The sequence below is a fragment of the Shimazuella alba genome (genome assembly GCF_009831235.1).
In the GTDB taxonomy this organism is placed as follows: domain Bacteria; phylum Bacillota; class Bacilli; order Thermoactinomycetales; family Thermoactinomycetaceae; genus Shimazuella; species Shimazuella alba.
The window spans coordinates 32,447-49,004 of sequence record NZ_WUUL01000007.1 but is presented as its reverse complement, the minus strand read 5'-3'; the positions used below and the strand labels follow the sequence as shown (position 1 = coordinate 49,004).

16 protein-coding genes and 1 pseudogene are annotated in these 16,558 nt (G+C 39.3%); 11 read left to right on the top strand and 6 right to left on the bottom strand.

The annotated features are described in order from the left end of the window. Positions 1-28: 28 nt before the first annotated feature. Positions 29-1,345: a vWA domain-containing protein gene (locus GSM42_RS11495; protein WP_160801682.1), complete on the bottom strand. Its 1,317-nt coding sequence runs from the start codon at positions 1,343-1,345 to the stop codon at positions 29-31. Between the two features lie 468 nt (positions 1,346-1,813). On the opposite strand from GSM42_RS11495, the gene GSM42_RS11490 reads away from it, so the two are divergent. Then, entirely contained in the window at positions 1,814-2,095 is a 282-nt protein-coding gene (locus GSM42_RS11490; protein ID WP_160801681.1) for a hypothetical protein, read from the top strand. Positions 2,096-2,174: 79 nt separating this feature from the next. Here the strand turns inward: GSM42_RS11490 and GSM42_RS11485 are convergent, their stop codons facing one another. Both GSM42_RS11485 and GSM42_RS11480 read right to left on the bottom strand, forming a co-directional pair. Next, positions 2,175-2,384 carry a hypothetical protein gene (locus GSM42_RS11485; protein WP_160801680.1) on the bottom strand — a complete coding sequence of 70 codons (210 nt, stop codon included), beginning with the start codon at positions 2,382-2,384 and terminating at the stop codon, positions 2,175-2,177. A gap of 286 nt (positions 2,385-2,670) precedes the next feature. Next, positions 2,671-3,408 carry a VOC family protein gene (locus tag GSM42_RS11480; RefSeq protein ID WP_160801679.1) on the bottom strand — a complete coding sequence of 246 codons (738 nt, stop codon included), beginning with the start codon at positions 3,406-3,408 and terminating at the stop codon, positions 2,671-2,673. Between the two features lie 159 nt (positions 3,409-3,567). Here GSM42_RS11480 and GSM42_RS21395 point away from each other — a divergent pair, with 159 nt between their 5' ends. Then, the gene (locus tag GSM42_RS21395; protein ID WP_160801678.1) at positions 3,568-3,840 is read left to right on the top strand and encodes an aminopeptidase; all 273 of its coding nucleotides are present in this window, start codon (positions 3,568-3,570) and stop codon (positions 3,838-3,840) included. Continuing rightward, positions 3,788-4,420, top strand: a pseudogene (locus GSM42_RS20620) (AAC(3) family N-acetyltransferase). Before GSM42_RS21395 ends, GSM42_RS20620 begins: the two are co-directional and overlap by 53 nt. 515 nt (positions 4,421-4,935) lie before the next feature. Here GSM42_RS20620 and GSM42_RS11460 read toward each other — a convergent pair. After that, positions 4,936-5,241 (bottom strand): hypothetical protein, encoded by a 306-nt coding sequence (locus GSM42_RS11460; protein ID WP_160801676.1) that lies wholly within the window; start codon positions 5,239-5,241, stop codon positions 4,936-4,938. Between the two features lie 95 nt (positions 5,242-5,336). Between GSM42_RS11460 and GSM42_RS11455 the strand changes: the two genes are divergently transcribed. Then, positions 5,337-5,873, top strand: coding sequence for a CYTH domain-containing protein (locus tag GSM42_RS11455; RefSeq protein ID WP_202404890.1), 537 nt, complete (start codon positions 5,337-5,339; stop codon positions 5,871-5,873). A 47-nt stretch (positions 5,874-5,920) separates the two neighbouring features. Here GSM42_RS11455 and GSM42_RS11450 read toward each other — a convergent pair whose 3' ends face one another. After that, positions 5,921-6,082: a hypothetical protein gene (locus GSM42_RS11450; protein WP_160801674.1), complete on the bottom strand. Its 162-nt coding sequence runs from the start codon at positions 6,080-6,082 to the stop codon at positions 5,921-5,923. Between the two features lie 135 nt (positions 6,083-6,217). Here GSM42_RS11450 and GSM42_RS11445 point away from each other — a divergent pair, with 135 nt between their 5' ends. The 3 genes from GSM42_RS11445 (at position 6,218) to GSM42_RS11435 (ending at position 7,803) form a co-directional block, all read left to right on the top strand. Continuing rightward, positions 6,218-7,090 carry a YegS/Rv2252/BmrU family lipid kinase gene (locus GSM42_RS11445; protein ID WP_160801673.1) on the top strand — a complete coding sequence of 291 codons (873 nt, stop codon included), beginning with the start codon at positions 6,218-6,220 and terminating at the stop codon, positions 7,088-7,090. An 80-nt stretch (positions 7,091-7,170) separates the two neighbouring features. Then, entirely contained in the window at positions 7,171-7,416 is a 246-nt protein-coding gene (locus tag GSM42_RS11440) for a hypothetical protein (RefSeq protein WP_160801672.1), read from the top strand. Positions 7,417-7,476: 60 nt separating this feature from the next. After that, positions 7,477-7,803, top strand: coding sequence for a hypothetical protein (locus tag GSM42_RS11435; RefSeq protein ID WP_160801671.1), 327 nt, complete (start codon positions 7,477-7,479; stop codon positions 7,801-7,803). 500 nt (positions 7,804-8,303) lie between these two features. On the opposite strand, the gene GSM42_RS11430 is transcribed toward GSM42_RS11435, so the two are convergent. Continuing rightward, on the bottom strand, positions 8,304-9,026 hold the full coding sequence (locus GSM42_RS11430; protein ID WP_160801670.1) for a hypothetical protein: 723 nt from the start codon (positions 9,024-9,026) through the stop codon (positions 8,304-8,306). 231 nt (positions 9,027-9,257) lie between these two features. On the opposite strand from GSM42_RS11430, the gene GSM42_RS11425 reads away from it, so the two are divergent. The 4 genes from GSM42_RS11425 to GSM42_RS11410 all read left to right on the top strand — a co-directional run bounded on the left by GSM42_RS11425 (position 9,258) and on the right by GSM42_RS11410 (position 16,136). After that, entirely contained in the window at positions 9,258-10,631 is a 1,374-nt protein-coding gene (locus GSM42_RS11425) for a 3' terminal RNA ribose 2'-O-methyltransferase Hen1 (RefSeq protein WP_160801669.1), read from the top strand. Beyond that, the gene (locus tag GSM42_RS11420) at positions 10,624-13,224 is read left to right on the top strand and encodes a polynucleotide kinase-phosphatase (protein WP_160801668.1); all 2,601 of its coding nucleotides are present in this window, start codon (positions 10,624-10,626) and stop codon (positions 13,222-13,224) included. Before GSM42_RS11425 ends, GSM42_RS11420 begins: the two co-directional genes overlap by 8 nt. Before the next feature lie 82 nt (positions 13,225-13,306). Next, positions 13,307-14,908, top strand: coding sequence for an FMN-binding glutamate synthase family protein (locus GSM42_RS11415; RefSeq protein WP_160801667.1), 1,602 nt, complete (start codon positions 13,307-13,309; stop codon positions 14,906-14,908). Between the two features lie 295 nt (positions 14,909-15,203). Beyond that, positions 15,204-16,136 carry a hypothetical protein gene (locus GSM42_RS11410; RefSeq protein WP_160801666.1) on the top strand — a complete coding sequence of 311 codons (933 nt, stop codon included), beginning with the start codon at positions 15,204-15,206 and terminating at the stop codon, positions 16,134-16,136. The last annotated feature ends 422 nt before the right edge of the window (positions 16,137-16,558 follow it).

Genomic DNA, 16,558 nt, shown 5'->3' with positions numbered 1-16,558 from the left:
CTTTTCTGCAAAGCTGGTTTCCTTTTCCTTAGTCCTTGTATTTATTCGTCATCTGATCTTGTTCCGTTTTAATCTTTGTCTGTATCTCCTGTTTTGCCTGTTCCAATTGGTTTTCTTTTGCTTTTGCAACTCTCTCGATTTCAGCAGAAATCATTTTATATCGTTTATCGATCAACGCATGGAGCTCGCTAGAACGATTTCCTTCTAACACCCCTTTCTTTTGTAAGTATGACATGGCTTCGCTGTAGCGTTTCAATTCTTGGATAATGTTTTTTTGCATAGCTGTCATTTCGTTTGTTCTGTCCATCCATTTTTTTGACCATTGTTTTTCAATACTAACCCAGTTGTTATCTCCCCATTTTGTCCATTTTAACCAAAGGTCAAAATTTGCCTGCTGCATCTGTCTCTGTAGTTCTTCCGCTGTTTTTACATCTACATATGTGCCGCCTCCTGCTTGAGAAATCCTCTCTAAAGCTTGTTTATCTTTAGAGGGAATGTCAAATCCGATAATATTTACAACTGCTTTGATATTGGATTGGTGTATGGATTGCGCTGCTTGTACAGCGTTTCCACCACAAGTTTCCACACCATCACTTACAATATAAATAATGTTTTCGACATCGGTTTCCTTTGTTTGATTGATTTGCGTTTTGGCATCTTCGATCGCTTTGGCGATTGGGGTCCATCCAGCTGGTTGAGCTTTTTGCAAGGCAGTTGAAAAAGTATTGGCAACATAAGGAGAAGAAGGATAGACTACTTCGGTATTGGAACAGGATAGTTGCTTATCTGCATTACTCCCGCTCCCTTTATGCCCATACAAACGCAAGGAAACGTCTGTTCCTTCTTGCAGAGAAGAAGCGAATTGTTGTACTGCTGCTTTGGCTAATTCCATTTTTGTTTTGCCGCCAATTTTTGCTTTCATACTACCACTAGCATCAAGCAAAATTTGAACATGTACCTTCTTTGTCGTCTGTCCTTGTGATTGAGCAGACTCTCCAGGTCGATTGGTATCATAGGTATAAGTAGGGCTGATCGCATGAATCTTTTGTATGCTGCCTTCATAATTTTCCGCTAAGTTGTAAACCATTTGATTATACATATCTTGGATAGATGTATTTTTGGTAAATTTGTTCAATACTTCTTTCTGAAATTTTTCTGTATTATACTTGGTTCCTGCATAAGGGCCAGGTCCTTCTTTCACCATTCCCGATATATCCGTTGCCGCTCGGTATGTTTTTGTTTCAGTCTGTTTATTTTTTTCACTTGTTGTATCTGATGTTGACGAACATGCACTAATGAAAGCCAGCGAAGCGATTAAAACAGTGAATATATATTTTCGTTTCAATTCAGTCACCTCCAATGGTATCGCATTATTTTATCTCAAATCGGAAAAATAAAATAGAAGTATTTCAAAGTATAAAAATGGAAGAATGAAAGGTGATTATTAGAGAATGAATGGAGCATCAGAGGCGGATAGAAGACGAATTCGAAAGAATTGTTTATAATCGATATCATAGTATGCAATGTGTCCCATTTCATTATGTTTCTGTAATCCGGTTTTTTTCTGGAAATCATCTTGAATCGTAGAAGTGAACCAACAGTCCGCTTATCTCCTATTTTATTCAATGATCAAAAATCCTCAATTTTACATCTTATGGAAAATTTCGAAAAAGCGAGAGAAATAACAGAAACAGGATTATTACAATAAAATGGATATCTATCTATATAAGTTGAGTTTTCTTGGATTTATACATACAATAAGAACAGTGAGCATAATACGTTCGGAGAATTGGTAAAAGGGGTAGCTCCAATTATGTCCAAAGTAATGGAAATTAAATCAACCTTAATGAGAATGAGAGTAGGAGAAGCGGTACGTTTTCCGACGAATAAAGCCGATCGCTTTGTTGAGATCGACCGAGTATTTACTGGCAAAAAGCAGAGTTGGGTTGTGTATGTTGATGGGGAACGCAAAGTCATGCAAAAGATAGATGATGTAGTAGAAGTGATCCAGAAAAACTGGAATCCCAGTCTAAAAAAGATCATGGATGAACAATTTTCGGAATTAGAAGAGATTATTGATTTGGGAGAGTTTTAGAGTTGGAAAAATAGAAGATTCAATCACTGTTTCATTAGAAACCGTGTTCTTCAATTGAACATGGTTTTTCGTTTTTCCATCAATTGCTCTGGCTCAACTCAAGCTGAAATGATGAATTTTGTAGAGATCGAATTTTTAGTCCGGCTGTGGGGTTAGGGTGTGCTGCCCTTCCAGTTACGATGACTGCTACGACATCAAGTCCAAGCAGTGGACTATCGGCTGCAAGAGCACAAGCTAGATTATCGGGATCGACATTGTCAACGATCACGACCACCTTATTGTCCGACATTTTTAAATCTCTTTCTTTAGTGGGAACAATTCTCCTTTTATATTTTCTTCTATTTCGGAGTAATTGACAACCTAGTTTTGTAGATCTAGGGGATTGTTTGAAATAAGTCCAAATCGGCATAATAGACAAATAAAATGTAGAATATAAACACCTTGACAGGACATAATATTCTAACTATAAAGTCCCCTCACTCATGTTCATGACTGAGGAGGACCTACAACAAGATGTCAGAGGCAGTAGTTGAGGTGCCAGTTTATTTTGATTAGATGGATTGGTGTTTACTATCTTAAATCATGCTTTTATTAATTCTCTCCTCTGTGTTTTTGGTCTGTATAAAGTAAGGATAAGGCTCCAATTGGAAACGATCATTTTTATTCCCTGCAATAGTCATATGTATGGGATGAATCTCTGGTGATCTTGAAATCGGATACCATTTGCGAGTACCTGCACCAAGAATAAACATCCCTTGGTCATTCCCTAGTATTTGAAATGTTTTCCCATCCCCTGTGTATGGTGTTACATCAAACTCAGTACATAACTTATCAATTGTTTGTTCCACATCATTTTGTAAACTAAATCCTATTTCACTTATATTGATTATCGAGAGGGGATCAAATGGTTTTACTGATGAATTATCCAGGTTTTTACGAGCGATAAATTCGACTAGATTACCTTGGGGATCAAAGAAATACACCGACTGAGCATTCGTTGCCCCAAAAAATACAATCTTCTGATCGGCATAAATATTTGCTTCTTCAATGGTTGTAGCATCTAATATATGACAACCTTTTTTCAACAGCCAATCGTGAACTTCTTGTATTTGATTGTTTGGTATATCCATTGCGAAATGATAATAGGGATTCTTTTGGTCTCTGTCATAGGTAAAAGTAAGTTCCGTATGGCCTGCAGTAATAGTAAATGAATCATCGGATTCTCGCTTCAACGGAAAACTAAGTTGTTCTAAATAAAAATGCTTCATTTTGGAAAGGTTCGTAGTTGAAAGTTCAAGAGAAAGAATTTTCATATGTATCCCTCGCTCTATTTTTTATAATTATTATTATATGATAATAGTGATAATATAACAAAATAGTCCTCCAAAAAGAAAATTCCCATCTTCTAATAAATAACTTTCCTATTTCGACTCCAGAAAGAAAGTGCTACAATTTCACTCTAATTTATTATAATGAAATGGAAAAGAGTAATATTTATTTCTCTTTTGGAGGTACTCCTGTCTTTAGGAGAAGTAGCTCTAGTTCCTCATCAATCTCCAATCTCTCAAACAAACCTTATTTTTTATGAGTCGTTATTTGAAAATGTTTTCAGTCATCTCGTAATCGGAAATGCGTATTCTTTCTGTATGGAAAATAGCGAAAACATGAAGAAAAAGGTTTTTACAAGCATTGATGCAAGTGATTACAGATCAAGGCACGATTGTGATGCCAACACATACAAGTGATAACTCTGATCCATCCCTATGGGGGAATCCACCTGTACCAGAGGAATGGTGGCCAATCATGCGCCAGACGATGCCTGCATTTCATCCTGCTTACACACCAACTCGGGGAATGGGAAAAATCGTAGAAGTTTTTCGCACTTTTCCAGATGTATTTCGGAGCAATCATCCTACATACTCTTTTGCAGCGTGGGGAAAGCATGCAAAACGGATTACACAAGGTCATCCGCTCGATTATCCGATGGGAGAGGATTCACCACTAGCAAAACTATATGAAACAGATGGTTCTATTCTTTTGCTCGGTGTTGGTTATGACAGCAACTCTTCTTTGCACCTTGCGGAATATCGTTAAAAACAGCTTGTAGATAATAATGAGTCTGCTGCTATACAACGAAATGGAGAGAGAGAATGGGTAACGTTTGAAAATATCGAATACCAAACAGAACGGTTTTCTCAAATCGGATCAGACTATGAATCAAATAGAAAGGTGATCATTGGAAATGTGGGAAATGCGGAAGTTCGCTTGATTTCACAAGTGGATTTAGTAGATTTTGCAGTAGATTGGTTGAATCAAAATAAATAGAGACACAGAATGGGATGGGACAGTAGTTGGGATGGTGCTTTTCCATCTGCTGTCCCCATGAGCTGTGATGAGCTCACGTATAACCAAACCTAGCGCTTGAAACCATCAAACGAATAGATTGTTTCATTTCGCCCAGGGAATGGATTATCAACCGTAGACCCTGGGGAGACGACATCCGTTCGACCGAGAGCCTGAGCAGCTTCGCGAACTTCATCCGACACGATGTAGACATGCCCTCGCTTCGAATCAGGAAGCCCCTTGAGCTTACCGTTGACTACCTCGGCAACTCCCTGAGAGAGAGAAGGGTGAATGGCTCCCCTGTGGGAATAGTGGAGCGGATCATCAGAGAAGTAGTTGTGATACGTATCAGTCATTGGAATCCAATCTTAGGAGTGGTTCTTACACATTTATTTTACATAAATCATATCATTGTGTATAGTTTTATAAGGAAATCAGTTGGGCAGGTTGATAAAAGGTATATATTTGATGTCTATCTTTTATCAACCTGCTGAATGTTAGCGGAATTGGAACATGGATTCTGCGTAAACCTTACGCACGGACTCTGTGGATGCACTCCGCTTTATTACATGACCAGAACCATTATACGTATTGGGAGTACAGACATCTTTTCGACCTTGAAACTTAGCTACTGCAAAAACGTCTACATCCACAATATAGATTCGTCCCTTTACTGATTTCGGAAGACCATATATCTTCCCTTTCTCTACTCGAGCAACACCTAGTGATGGAAGCTCTTTCTCTTCGCCTGTTTCAGCGTCAAAATAAAAAAAGGGACCATAGGAGAAGTGATTTTGGTACATGTCTGTCCGATCTTTTGTCTGGATTTGGTCTCTTTTATTTTAATTTCCCTTACAATCTTTGTAAAGCAAGATACAGTTGAATGGAGGACATACGGTTGGGAATTGAATATGAAGCTAGGATACTAGAAATAAATTCACAAGAAATAGAAAATAAAATCCTATTTTGTGGAGGGGAGAAAATTCGAGAATCCCTGATGCGGCGTTATGTCTATGCAGTAAATGAGGAAGATTTGCAGAAGTTTATCCGACTGCGTGACACAGGATTCGAAGTTACCCTTACTTACAAAGAGATCAAACATGACGGCATAGATGGAACCGAAGAGACTGAGTTAGTAGTGGATGACTTTGATAAAACAAATGAGTTTTTAAGTCGTTTGGGCTATCAGTCAAAGTGGTATCAGGAAAATTATCGTACTAGTTTCCAATTGAGAGGTACACGGTTGGAGATAGACCAATGGCCGATGATTCCTCCGTATCTAGAGATCGAGGCAGATACGTATGAAGAAGTTATCCAAATGGCAGAAATACTAGGCTATCACAAAGATGAGTTGGTAGGAGAAAATACATTAAAGATATATGCGAAGTACGGTATCGATCTAAAAACGATAAAAGACCTTCGTTTTTCTAAGTAATACAAATCGCGCGGCTCCATCTACTTAAGATGGAGCCGCTTGCCGTCTTAGGCTGCACGCTTCTTCGCTAGTGCTGTTCGGAGTTCGGTCAGCTGATTACTCAGCGCTTTGGCGAGGTCAGCTTGCTTAGCATTGTCGAGAGCAGTCTTGATCTCTTCGATCTTCTCTTCCAGCTCTTCCACACTCTGCTGCGAGTAAACGTCGGACATTGCTCTCCTAAGATGGTTGGTAGTATCTAATCTAAAAATACCAGAAGTATCGTAGCATTCACAATCTTTTTTTCTATCTCAGCTGCAATTCTCGGTATAATGAAGAAAAGCTTCCTCACAGAAAGGAAGGAAAACGTGTATCAATTTATCGTAAATCCACATGCGGGCAGAGGAAAGGGAATTACTAGCTGGCAACAAGTAGAATCGGTCTTAAAGCAAACGGATGTAATGTATGATGTGAAGTTTACCAAAGAAAAAGGCGAAGCTATCCACTTAGCGAAAACCGCGACTGATCAAAACCAGTGGACCGCTGTGGTGGCTGTTGGTGGAGATGGGACGGTACATGAGGTTGCTAATGGTTTGTATAAAAGTAATGTTCCATTAGGCTATGTGCCAGCTGGAACGGGAAATGATTTTGCCAGAGAGTGGAGTATTCCCTTTGATCCAATCCAAGCATGGCAACGAATCGCACAGCATGAGGTGAAACAGTCAGATATCATTTTAGCGGATAACCGGGTAGTGCTTTGTTATATTAGTGCTGGGTTTGATGGATATGTTTCTCGATTGGTGGATGCATCGAATTGGAAGAAAGGCTTGGGCAAAGCGAGTTATTTTTTTGGTGCGTTGTTATCTCTAAAAAGTTTCCAACCTTACACTTTAGAGCTGCAATTAGATGAAAACGATTACCGTTTTGAAAATGTTTGGTTAGTAACCATGTCCAATGCAAAAAGTTTAGGTGGTGGGATGATGATTACACCACACGCAAATCCAACAGATGGGTTGATTGATCTTTGTATTGTTCACAAGCTAACTAAAATCGATTTTTTACGTGTTTTTCCAAAAGTTTATGCAGGGAAGCATGTGGATCATCCTGCTGTTACTTTTTTACAAGGGAAACAAGCTACCGTGAAAACAGAACCAAAAATGTGGGCTTTTGCTGATGGGGAAGAAGTTGGCAATCAGACCATCAGCTTAGAAATAATCCCAAATGGAATTTTCCTTCTATAATGAAATCAGTAGAGAATTAATTTACAAATAATAATTATTATGTTAGTTTGAATGGAGCAGTCTCACCTAGAAAGGGAACCATGTCTCGAATCAGGTCTATCACCAATTACCGTGGCGAGGTCTCCTGGAGGCGTCGCGGGAGCTGGGAAGAGCTTGTGGTAACGTCCAAGCAGCGTCTTCCTAAGTATCATGGCGAAGGTGATATACAGGTAAACGGGATCAATAGTTCTGAGGAGTATGTCATTCTTCCTCATGAAGTAAAGGAAGTGCGTCGTGACCAGAACAATCCGTTTCGGGTTACGATCATCTTCCGAGTAGGAAACTGACTGCAGCCCCTTTACGTAGCAATACGTGGAGGGGTGTCACTTTTTAAGGGAGGGATTTTTTTGATTATTTGGCGCGGATGGGGAATCCTAGTTGTTGTGATTGCGGCACTTTTTCAATTTATCGGTTATGGTGTTTCCTCTGTTTTTGGTGTTGATTCCTATTCAGATGCAGCAAAAATGATCAGTTATCTCTTATTCTTACCAGCTGCAGTTGTGCTTTGGCTGTTAGGCAAAAAGCTGAACAAGCCAAAAGTATATGTGGATCAAACAGGTCAGCAAGTAGTTTCAAAAGGAAGGCATTCTTTGTTTTTTATCCCGATTGAATACTGGGCATTTATTTATGTGATTTTAGCGGTTGTATTAATTATTGTGCAATTGGTTTCCTAATAAGCAAACTCCCTTTTGTTTTTTCCAAAAGGGAGTTTTTGCACTTAACCTATAGCTCGGTTTATTTCTACCACACATACAATAATTGGGGTGATAATAAAAGCAATTCCAACGATAGCTAGCATAAAGCGAAACAGACCATAGTTTTTATTCGTCTTTGGTAATGCTTGTTTTATTGCCCATCGCGTGAAGATGGAATAACGCTGTACGGGTACATCATAGATGCTTCGCGTACGCAAGGCTATCGATAAGTATTGGATTCCAAGGGTAAAGAGGAATAAGAAAACGATAATAGCTGTGACAATGTGATGATTGGGATTTTGGAGAGGATTTCGAAGATTGGTTTGATCAGTAGATCTGCAAGAAGTGGGTAGTGCATGGTTGTCTCCTTTGATGAAATGATGGATAAAATGATATTTGCATAAAAAGAGAACTTTGTAAATGAGTGCGGGCAGTAGACGTCTTTGTCTACTGCCCGCCGTGTTACTCTGAGTTACCTCTTAGTAACGGACATTCCTTCCACATGTACAGGCACCGTATCTACCACCATTGTCACAGCTCACACAAGTAGGCCTTCCGTCTCGACCACTGACCACGTCTTTTGTTTTTTCCCAGATCAGATACAGCTTTTCAGGACCATCATTTCTGAGATAAAAGGCATGTGCTTCTCGTGCTGCTGCCTTCCCTACAAACGAAGAGCCCGGAGGAAGAGCAAAGATAAAGGAAATAAGTCCCTCCATCTTATACTGAGTAGCACATTGCCAGAGTTTCTCATTAATCTGATTTCCAGCCAGCTCAATCGCCCTTGCTTGAGCAGTTTCAGACGACCACTCCATTGCAGCAGCGGTCTTTCGTCGAACCTTCTCAGCAGCAGATCGCGTCTTCTTCTTATCTTTCGAACGAATCGCTGCTTCGGCTTCCTGCTGAGCATTACGAGTTTCCTTGATGATCTCCTCAGCAACAGATGCCAAGAATACATCGATCTTATCCTCGAGCTGCTTTGCTTTTCGTTTGTCACTTTCATGGGCGTTCTCTACAGCTCGCTGAGCTTCTTTTGCCCAATAACGGGCATTTACATCAGCTGCCTCTTTCGCCTCATTCAGCTTACGAAAAGCAGTTTCTGTATACCTCTTTGCACTTCGTGGGCGATTGTTATTCATCTCCTGATCGGATTTGGAAAAAGCATCAAAAGCATCTTTTTTGAGCTTTTCGGCTTTCTTCATGAAGCTTCTGTAGGTGCTCTCGTTGGACATGTGACTCCTAGTGTGTGATGAGTCGATGCAGGATCTTTCTCCTATAAGTATCTAATAGTTTAAAAAGGTTTTCAATTGGAGAGTGTATGAAAAAGTTAAAAGTATCTTTTCTAATTCAAAAAGGATAGAAAAATATATGCTAAAATGGTAAGATTCTCATCAATTTTATTATTCTTACGGAAAGAAAGTGAGTCTAGTACCATGCAACTTGCCATAAAAGTAAAAGGTCCTCATGCCCAAATAGTCTCCTACTTACTTGCAAAAAACCCGAATAATTTGTATGAACGCAAAGAAAAAGAAGCGACTGTACGGTTGGTATATAGTCGATTTGAAGAAGAAGAAGTGAATGTGTTTCTTTATGCAGAGCCAGACCCAATAGCTTTGATCCGAAATTCTCCTGATGCTTATGATATTACAAGCTATATCAATGATAGAGAGTTTGCTGTCAGCAGTCTGTTTCTCACATACATACGCAGTGCTTTGGGAACAGCAATCAATGGAAAACCGCAAGAAGAATATAAAAAGTGGGTAGATCACGCCTTTGATATCGAATTGCAGTTTGGACCTGTAGCTACTCAGCTAAAAGAAGAGACGATCGAAGCGCTCTTTGCCCCAATGGGATATGAGGTTTCCATCGAGTATGGAAATATCGATTACGTCGTGAAAATGAAAGAACAAAGCTCTGCAAAATACTTTTCGATTCAAGGGAAACAAACGCTGCAAAACGCCTTAAAACATATTTTAGTATTAATCCCAGTCCTCGATAACTATAAACATTATTTTATCGATGAGAGAGAAATAGAGAAATTAAATCGCCATGGAGAAGGCTGGTTGGAAGAACATCCACTTCGCAATTTAATCCTCAAACGAGCTTTGCGCTATTCTCCTCTGGTCCATAAATCGAAGTTTGAACTTCGTACAGATGATAGCAAAGAAACCAAAGAGCCAAGTCCTCCAAAAGTGAGGCTGAACGACTTGCGATATGAAGCAATTATCGATGTTATCCAACGATTGCCGAAGAAAGGAAAAGTGGTTGATTTTGGATCTGGTGAAGGAAAACTCTCGACTCGCTTAGGTTTTTTGGCAGGAGTACAAGAGATTTTAGCTGTTGAACCATCGCAAAAATCCCAACTTCGTGCTTTGCAACGTTTTGAAAAAGCAAAGCGAAGTGAGGGATTTGTAGCCCCAACCCCTGTAGTTGGTTCCTTATTCTATGCCGACGATCGTTTGCGTCAAAAAGATGTGATGATTTTATGCGAAGTCATGGAACATATCGATGATCATCGTTTGCCATCTGTATTTCAAACCATTTTTACTTACTATCAGCCGAGTACCTTGATCGTAACTACACCAAACCGAGAGTATAATCAAGTATACGAAATGCAAAAAGAATTTCGCCATAGTGATCATCGGTTTGAATGGACACGAGCACAGTTTGCAAGCTGGTGTGAATCATGGACTGCAAATGATGTTTACTCTTTTTCCATCATTGGAATCGGTGAGGAGCATGAGCAGTTTGGATTTCCGACGCAAATGGCGGTTTTTACAAGAAAGGAGAGGAAGAATAATGCCTAAAAAAATATTGCTCCCACATGCAGGAATTGTATTGATGATGGGACCATCGAGTAGTGGGAAGACAACGCTGCTAAAACGTTTGGTGGAAGAAGGGGTATTATTAGCTTCGGAAGTAGTTAGCTCTGATCAATTTCGTCTGATGTTAAGCGATAAAGCTTTTATGGATTGGAAGGATCATCCCAGAGAAGAAGCAGATGTTTTATATGATGAGTACCAACGAATTTCCAAATTAGCATTTGAAGCGTTAGATTATATGGTAGCAAGACGATGTGAGTTAAATAAACTAACGATCATAGATGCAACGCATCTTCAGTCCGATGATCGACTTCGTTTTGTGCAACTGGCACGCAAACAACATGTACCTATATCTGTTATTGCAATAGAAGCAACAGAATCAGAGCTATTAATGTGGGATGAAGTTCGAGAACATCCGAGAGGTAAAAAACGCATTCGCCAACAACAACAAGTTTTTAAACGACAAGTAAAATATTTGAAGAAAGAAGGATATTCTGCGCAATACATTCTCCAAGCAGAAGAGCTGGGCAACATAACTTTTGAACGGAAGTCGGATCGCTTTATATTGGATGTAGCCAATGGGTTGGATGTGATTGGAGATATACATGGCTGTTTTGATGAATTTCTGGAGTTACTCACTAAATTAGGTTATGAACAGAGTGATGAGGGACTGTATATCCACCCAGAAGGGCGTAAAATTGTTTCTGTAGGAGATATCATGAGCAGAGGTCCAAAATCAATCGCTTCCATGGAATTTTTTTATCAACATATTCAAGCAGGATTAGCTTACATGATTGATAGCAATCATGGATGGAAGATTGCTAGATGGTTAGATGGAAGAAAAGTAAAGATGCAGCATGGTGACGAAGAATTAGTTGCAGAATTTGATCGTTTTGAAGCAGAAAATGGAGCCGAACAAACCAATGAACGCAAAGATGCCTATAGACAGATGTTGCTGCAAGCTCCTTCTCACTATGTGATCCGGAATAACGGAATCGATATTGCTGTGGTTGTACACGCAGGTATCAAAGATAAATTTATTGGGAAACATTCGAAATCGATTAGTGATTTTTGTCGATATGGGGATGTGCAGGGTATAGATGCAAGTGGGAAGCCGATCCGTAAAGATTGGTTTCATCAGCACCATAGCAAACAATTGATTATCTGGGGGCATGATCCCAAACCTCAACCGATCTTTGTGCAAAATACAGTCAACATTGACCAAGGAGTAGTGTTTGGAGGGAACTTGACAGCTTTCCGTTTTCCAGAAAGAGATTTCGTGATGGTTCCAGCAAAGCAAGATTATGCGAAAGTTGCGGACAATCCTTTGCAAAAATGGGAAGAGATGCGTCTGGCTCCACCAAATTTAGGTGCTCTTATCGATGGGTATTCTGTCTTAACAGAAGTTTTTGGGGAAGTGAAAATACCAGGAAAAATGGTAAAAACAGCTTTGGACGATCTTTCTCACTTTACGGTCTCACTGGAAGAATTAGTCTATATTCCACCTACGATGAGCCCTACGCCCCAAGTTTCATCATTGCAAACTTATTTGGAGCATCCCAGCGAGGCATTCTCTTATTACCGTTCCCAAGATGTTAGCGAGATGATTGTGGAGAAGAAACATATGGGAAGTCGTGGTGTTTTGCTCATTTTTCAAAATGACAAAGCTGCAAAAAAATATATTGGGCGAGAGACAAAAGGCGTGATTTATACTCGAACAGGTCGTGCGTTTTTTCAAAAACCACTCGGACACAAAGTTTTACAGCAATTACAAGAAGATCTTCAACCTTATTTTACAAAACACCAAACAGAGTTTGTGCTCTTAGATGCTGAGATTCTTCCATGGAATCTGAAAGCAAAAGAACTGATTCAAAAACAGTATGCACACGTGGGAGAAATGGCTTTGTTAGATCGAACAAAGCGGATGGAGTATCTTCAAGCTGCCCGAGATAATGGTGCAGCTGTTGATACATGGATAGAGGAGACAAAGGAACAATTACAGCACACTGACACTTTTCGGGAAAGTTTTCAACAGTACATATGGGAGACAGAAGGCTTGGAAGGGATAGAAATTGCTCCTTTTCATATACTTGCCCATAGTGGAAAAACATTTTTTGACCAAACGCATTTGTGGCATATGGATAGAAGTAAAGAACTGAGTGAGCATTCTTCGCTAATAGTGGAAACAGCTTATCGAGTGATAAAAGATGAACAATCGGAGCAAGAAGCGATTGCATGGTGGGAGGAGATCACTCGAGACGGACATGAGGGATTTGTCGTAAAACCACTCCAGTTTCTTGAACGGAATCAAAAAGGAAACCTAGTCCAACCTGCGATCAAAGTCAGAGGAGCAAGTTACCTGCATATTATATATGGGATGGATTATTTAGACCAAGCAAATTTAGTACGATTAAAACAACGCAATACAAGCAAAAAGCAAAAGAAAGCAATACGCGAATTTGCACTTGGTATAGAAGGTATTAAGCGGTTTGTCAATCGTCAGTCGCTCGGACGGATACATGAATGTGTTTTAGGTACATTGGCAATGGAAGCAGATGCAGTTGACCCAAGGCTATAATTTGTAATAAATTAAATCTTTCTTTTCGTGTTACTATTGTGGTAAAGAAGTTATTTCTTTTCCTTGCGAATGGAGGATTATCATGTTTTATCTGTTAATAGCCCTGCTAGTACTAGTGGTTTTAGCAGTTGGTCTATTTGTCATGATGCATTTTATTTCCCGTAAACCACAACATTCTATTATTCGATCACATCCTTTTTTAGGATGGCTGAGATATTTTTTAGAGAAGCTAGGACCGGAATTCAGGCAGTATTGGTTTGATGATGATCGTTCAGGTAAGCCATTTTCTCGTTATGAATTTATTGGTTTGATTTTCTCCGCCAAGTATCGTACCGATTTACTCGGTTTTGGTTCCAAACAAGATTTCCATGAGTCGGGTTATTATATTGCTAACTCGATGTTTCCACTTTTACAAGAAGAATTAAAAGTAAACAACGCAGATGTTGTTCAAGCAAAAAAATATCAGATTGAAAAAGAAGGAGTGTTTACCCGTAAGGAAAAAATGATTACGGATAAAACTCCCAAATGGTTATATCCAGAAGAGGACCTTATCATTGTTGGACCAAATCGAAAGAATCCATGGAGATTAGATGGAATGTTTGGTGCTTCTGCTACTTCATATGGCTCTATTGGTGAAAATTATATTCTGTCCACAGGATATGGGGCTTCTATGGCTGGAGGATCTTGGATCAACACCGGAGAAGGGGGCGTCATTCCCGAACACCTACAAACTGGTGCAGATGTAGTAGCACAGATTGGACCCGGGCTGTTTGGGTATCGCGATGAAGCTGGTCAATTTTCTTGGGAACAATTTGAGAAGAAAGCAGCAGAGCAAAATATCAAAGCATTTGAACTAAAATTTGCTCAAGGTGCAAAAATACGTGGCGGACATCTAGAAGGCAAGAAAGTAAATGCGAAAATAGCAGCAGTCCGAAATGTACCGCTTGGAAAAACGATTAATTCACCTAACCGATTTTCCTTTCTGACAAATCCAGAACAAGCATTACTGTTTGTCCGCCAACTGCAAGAAAAGGGTGGAAAACCAATAGGTTTGAAGCTCGTGATCGGACAACAGCAAATCTTAAATGAGTTTTTTGAGACTATGATCCGACTTAACATTTATCCAGATTTCTTTACGATTGATGGTGGAGAAGGTGGATCGGGTGCAACATACAAGTCGATGGCAGATTCGATGGGACTTCCACTTATTCCCGGTTTGATTACTTTTGTGGATACAGCTTATCGCTATGGAGTTCGCGATAATTTTAAGATTTTTGCTTCAGGCAAACTAATTTCACCAGATAAAGTGGCGATTGCAATGGCGATTGGGGCAGATGCTGTAAACTCTGCTCGTGGTTTTATGATGGCAAGCGGTTGTATTATGGCTTTGCAGTGCCATACCGGACATTGTCCTGCTGGAGTAGCAACGACCAATCCAAAACTACAAGACGCACTGGTTCCAGAAGAGAAGAAATGGCGTGTGATGAACTACATTATCAGTATGCGTTTTGGCTTGTTCGCACTTGCAGCCGCAAGCGGGTTGGACAGTCCAAAGCGATTTACCAGAGATCATATTATCTTTAAAAATGAGTCAGGACGAACGGTTACTTTGAGTGAATTGTTTCCTATTCCTGAGGTAGAGCCTTTAAAAACAGTGGTGCCGCCAGGCGAAAATGTTTCTTAACAAGAGATCATTAGCAAAAAGGATTACTCATGTAGGTAGTACAGAGTAATCCTTTTTTGTTTGTAAGAGAGGTCTTTTGTTAATCAAAAATTGATAGATTTGGTTCCATCATGCTTACTATAGAAAATTGTGTTATTTCCAAGGGGAATTATGTAAAACCTTGCTAAACTCATCAGTAGCATAAATAGAAAAAAGATTTGGAGTTTGCCAGATATAACCATTATCCGTTAAGGCACTGTCAAATTGGAAGTTTTGATATAGAATGAACCATCATAAAGAGTAAAGGAGAGATCATATGAAAAAAATCGGCTCTCAATTTATTATTTTTCTATTGATGACAGCATTAGTCGTTGGTTGTAGTCCATCTCAATCCCAACAAACAGATTCTAACCAATCGGATACGAAGCTAGACACACCACAGGCTGTTTTGCAAAATGCGTTGGATAATTGGAAAAATAAATCAGATCATCAATACATCACTTGGTCGATCAAACAAAATCAAAGCTATCCGCTAAAGCGTGGCAGTTATCAGGTGGTCAAGACGACTGAAGCAGCCGAAGAACACTATGATAAAGGGCAAATTCACGCAACTTCTTCTGAAAAGAGCGGATTTTCCATCAATCAATTGCCGGAAACTTTAGAACAAGAGCAATCATCGGATCAATGGCAGGTCAATGAAAATCTAAGTTATCATAAATATATCGATCCCGACAATGATCATGGGACGTATAATAAATGGATGTTATCCAAAAACGAACATACAGAACTGCTTGTTCCTACTCTACAGATGAATTTTTTGGATGCGATCAAAAACAGTAAATCGTTGAATAACGTTTCGTTTACCCAAACAGACGATACATATAAAATCGTCGCCAATCCCAAATTTTACGCTGCAATCCCTAATTTTTTGAATGATCCCCAGCGACATACACGTTTTCCTGTTTATCCCAAAGCGGTGATGGAAACGATCAAAGATGGCAAAGCAACGATGGCGGATTATAATGTCCAAAAAGTAACGATCAATAGTGCTGATGTTTCGATCATCGTGGATAAGAAGACATTGACCTTTAAAGAAGTTGTTTTCCGCTATCAACTGGAACTCGCTCTGTCTGGCGGCACACCAGTTAAAGCTGACTATACCCAGACGATGAAGCGAACAGGCAATTTTCAAAAACCATTTAAAGTTCCTGACGATGCACTAAAAGCAAAAGATAATGACAACAATTAACAGAGCAAAATAGTCACAAATTTACTTTCTCTAAAAGTCTGGGTGACGGGGTTTCTGCCACTGGCAAAGTAGCGTATTAACCCGGCCCAGTTTTTTGGGGAAGCTAGAAACAATTATAAATAAAGGATTGGGGTCATGCATAAACTTACATGTTTTTGTTGTAATACTTGGTGAATTAATAGAAATAAGTTTGAATGATAGAGAAAGCTTTCTATTTACTTAATTCTTTTTGCTACTTTGAAGCAAAAAGCTCTCGCATTCGAAACAAGATAGAAATGAGCAGTCTGTATAGATGACACAACTACTTCCATTTTTGCATTGGTTGAATATTTTTCTAATTTTTTTGAATATTATTTTCTGAATGTGGTGAATATGTAGCAAGTCTTTTTACAGTACTCATGATTAAAATCATATTTGTCTGT

Excerpts from the sequence above, each read along its gene's own strand:
- GSM42_RS11480 (WP_160801679.1), bottom strand. The coding sequence starts at position 3,408 with ATGAAAATTCTTTCTCTTGAACTTTCAACTACGAACCTTTCCAAAATG.
- GSM42_RS21395 (WP_160801678.1), top strand. The coding sequence starts at position 3,568 with ATGAAATGGAAAAGAGTAATATTTATTTCTCTTTTGGAGGTACTCCTG.
- GSM42_RS11440 (WP_160801672.1), top strand. The coding sequence starts at position 7,171 with ATGTCTCGAATCAGGTCTATCACCAATTACCGTGGCGAGGTCTCCTGG.
- GSM42_RS11425 (WP_160801669.1), top strand. The coding sequence starts at position 9,258 with ATGCAACTTGCCATAAAAGTAAAAGGTCCTCATGCCCAAATAGTCTCC.
- GSM42_RS11450 (WP_160801674.1), bottom strand. The coding sequence starts at position 6,082 with ATGTCCGACGTTTACTCGCAGCAGAGTGTGGAAGAGCTGGAAGAGAAG.
- GSM42_RS11410 (WP_160801666.1), top strand. The coding sequence starts at position 15,204 with ATGAAAAAAATCGGCTCTCAATTTATTATTTTTCTATTGATGACAGCA.
- GSM42_RS11415 (WP_160801667.1), top strand. The coding sequence starts at position 13,307 with ATGTTTTATCTGTTAATAGCCCTGCTAGTACTAGTGGTTTTAGCAGTT.
- GSM42_RS11430 (WP_160801670.1), bottom strand. The coding sequence starts at position 9,026 with ATGAAGAAAGCCGAAAAGCTCAAAAAAGATGCTTTTGATGCTTTTTCC.
- GSM42_RS11420 (WP_160801668.1), top strand. The coding sequence starts at position 10,624 with ATGCCTAAAAAAATATTGCTCCCACATGCAGGAATTGTATTGATGATG.
- GSM42_RS11460 (WP_160801676.1), bottom strand. The coding sequence starts at position 5,241 with ATGTACCAAAATCACTTCTCCTATGGTCCCTTTTTTTATTTTGACGCT.
- GSM42_RS11485 (WP_160801680.1), bottom strand. The coding sequence starts at position 2,384 with ATGTCGGACAATAAGGTGGTCGTGATCGTTGACAATGTCGATCCCGAT.
- GSM42_RS11490 (WP_160801681.1), top strand. The coding sequence starts at position 1,814 with ATGTCCAAAGTAATGGAAATTAAATCAACCTTAATGAGAATGAGAGTA.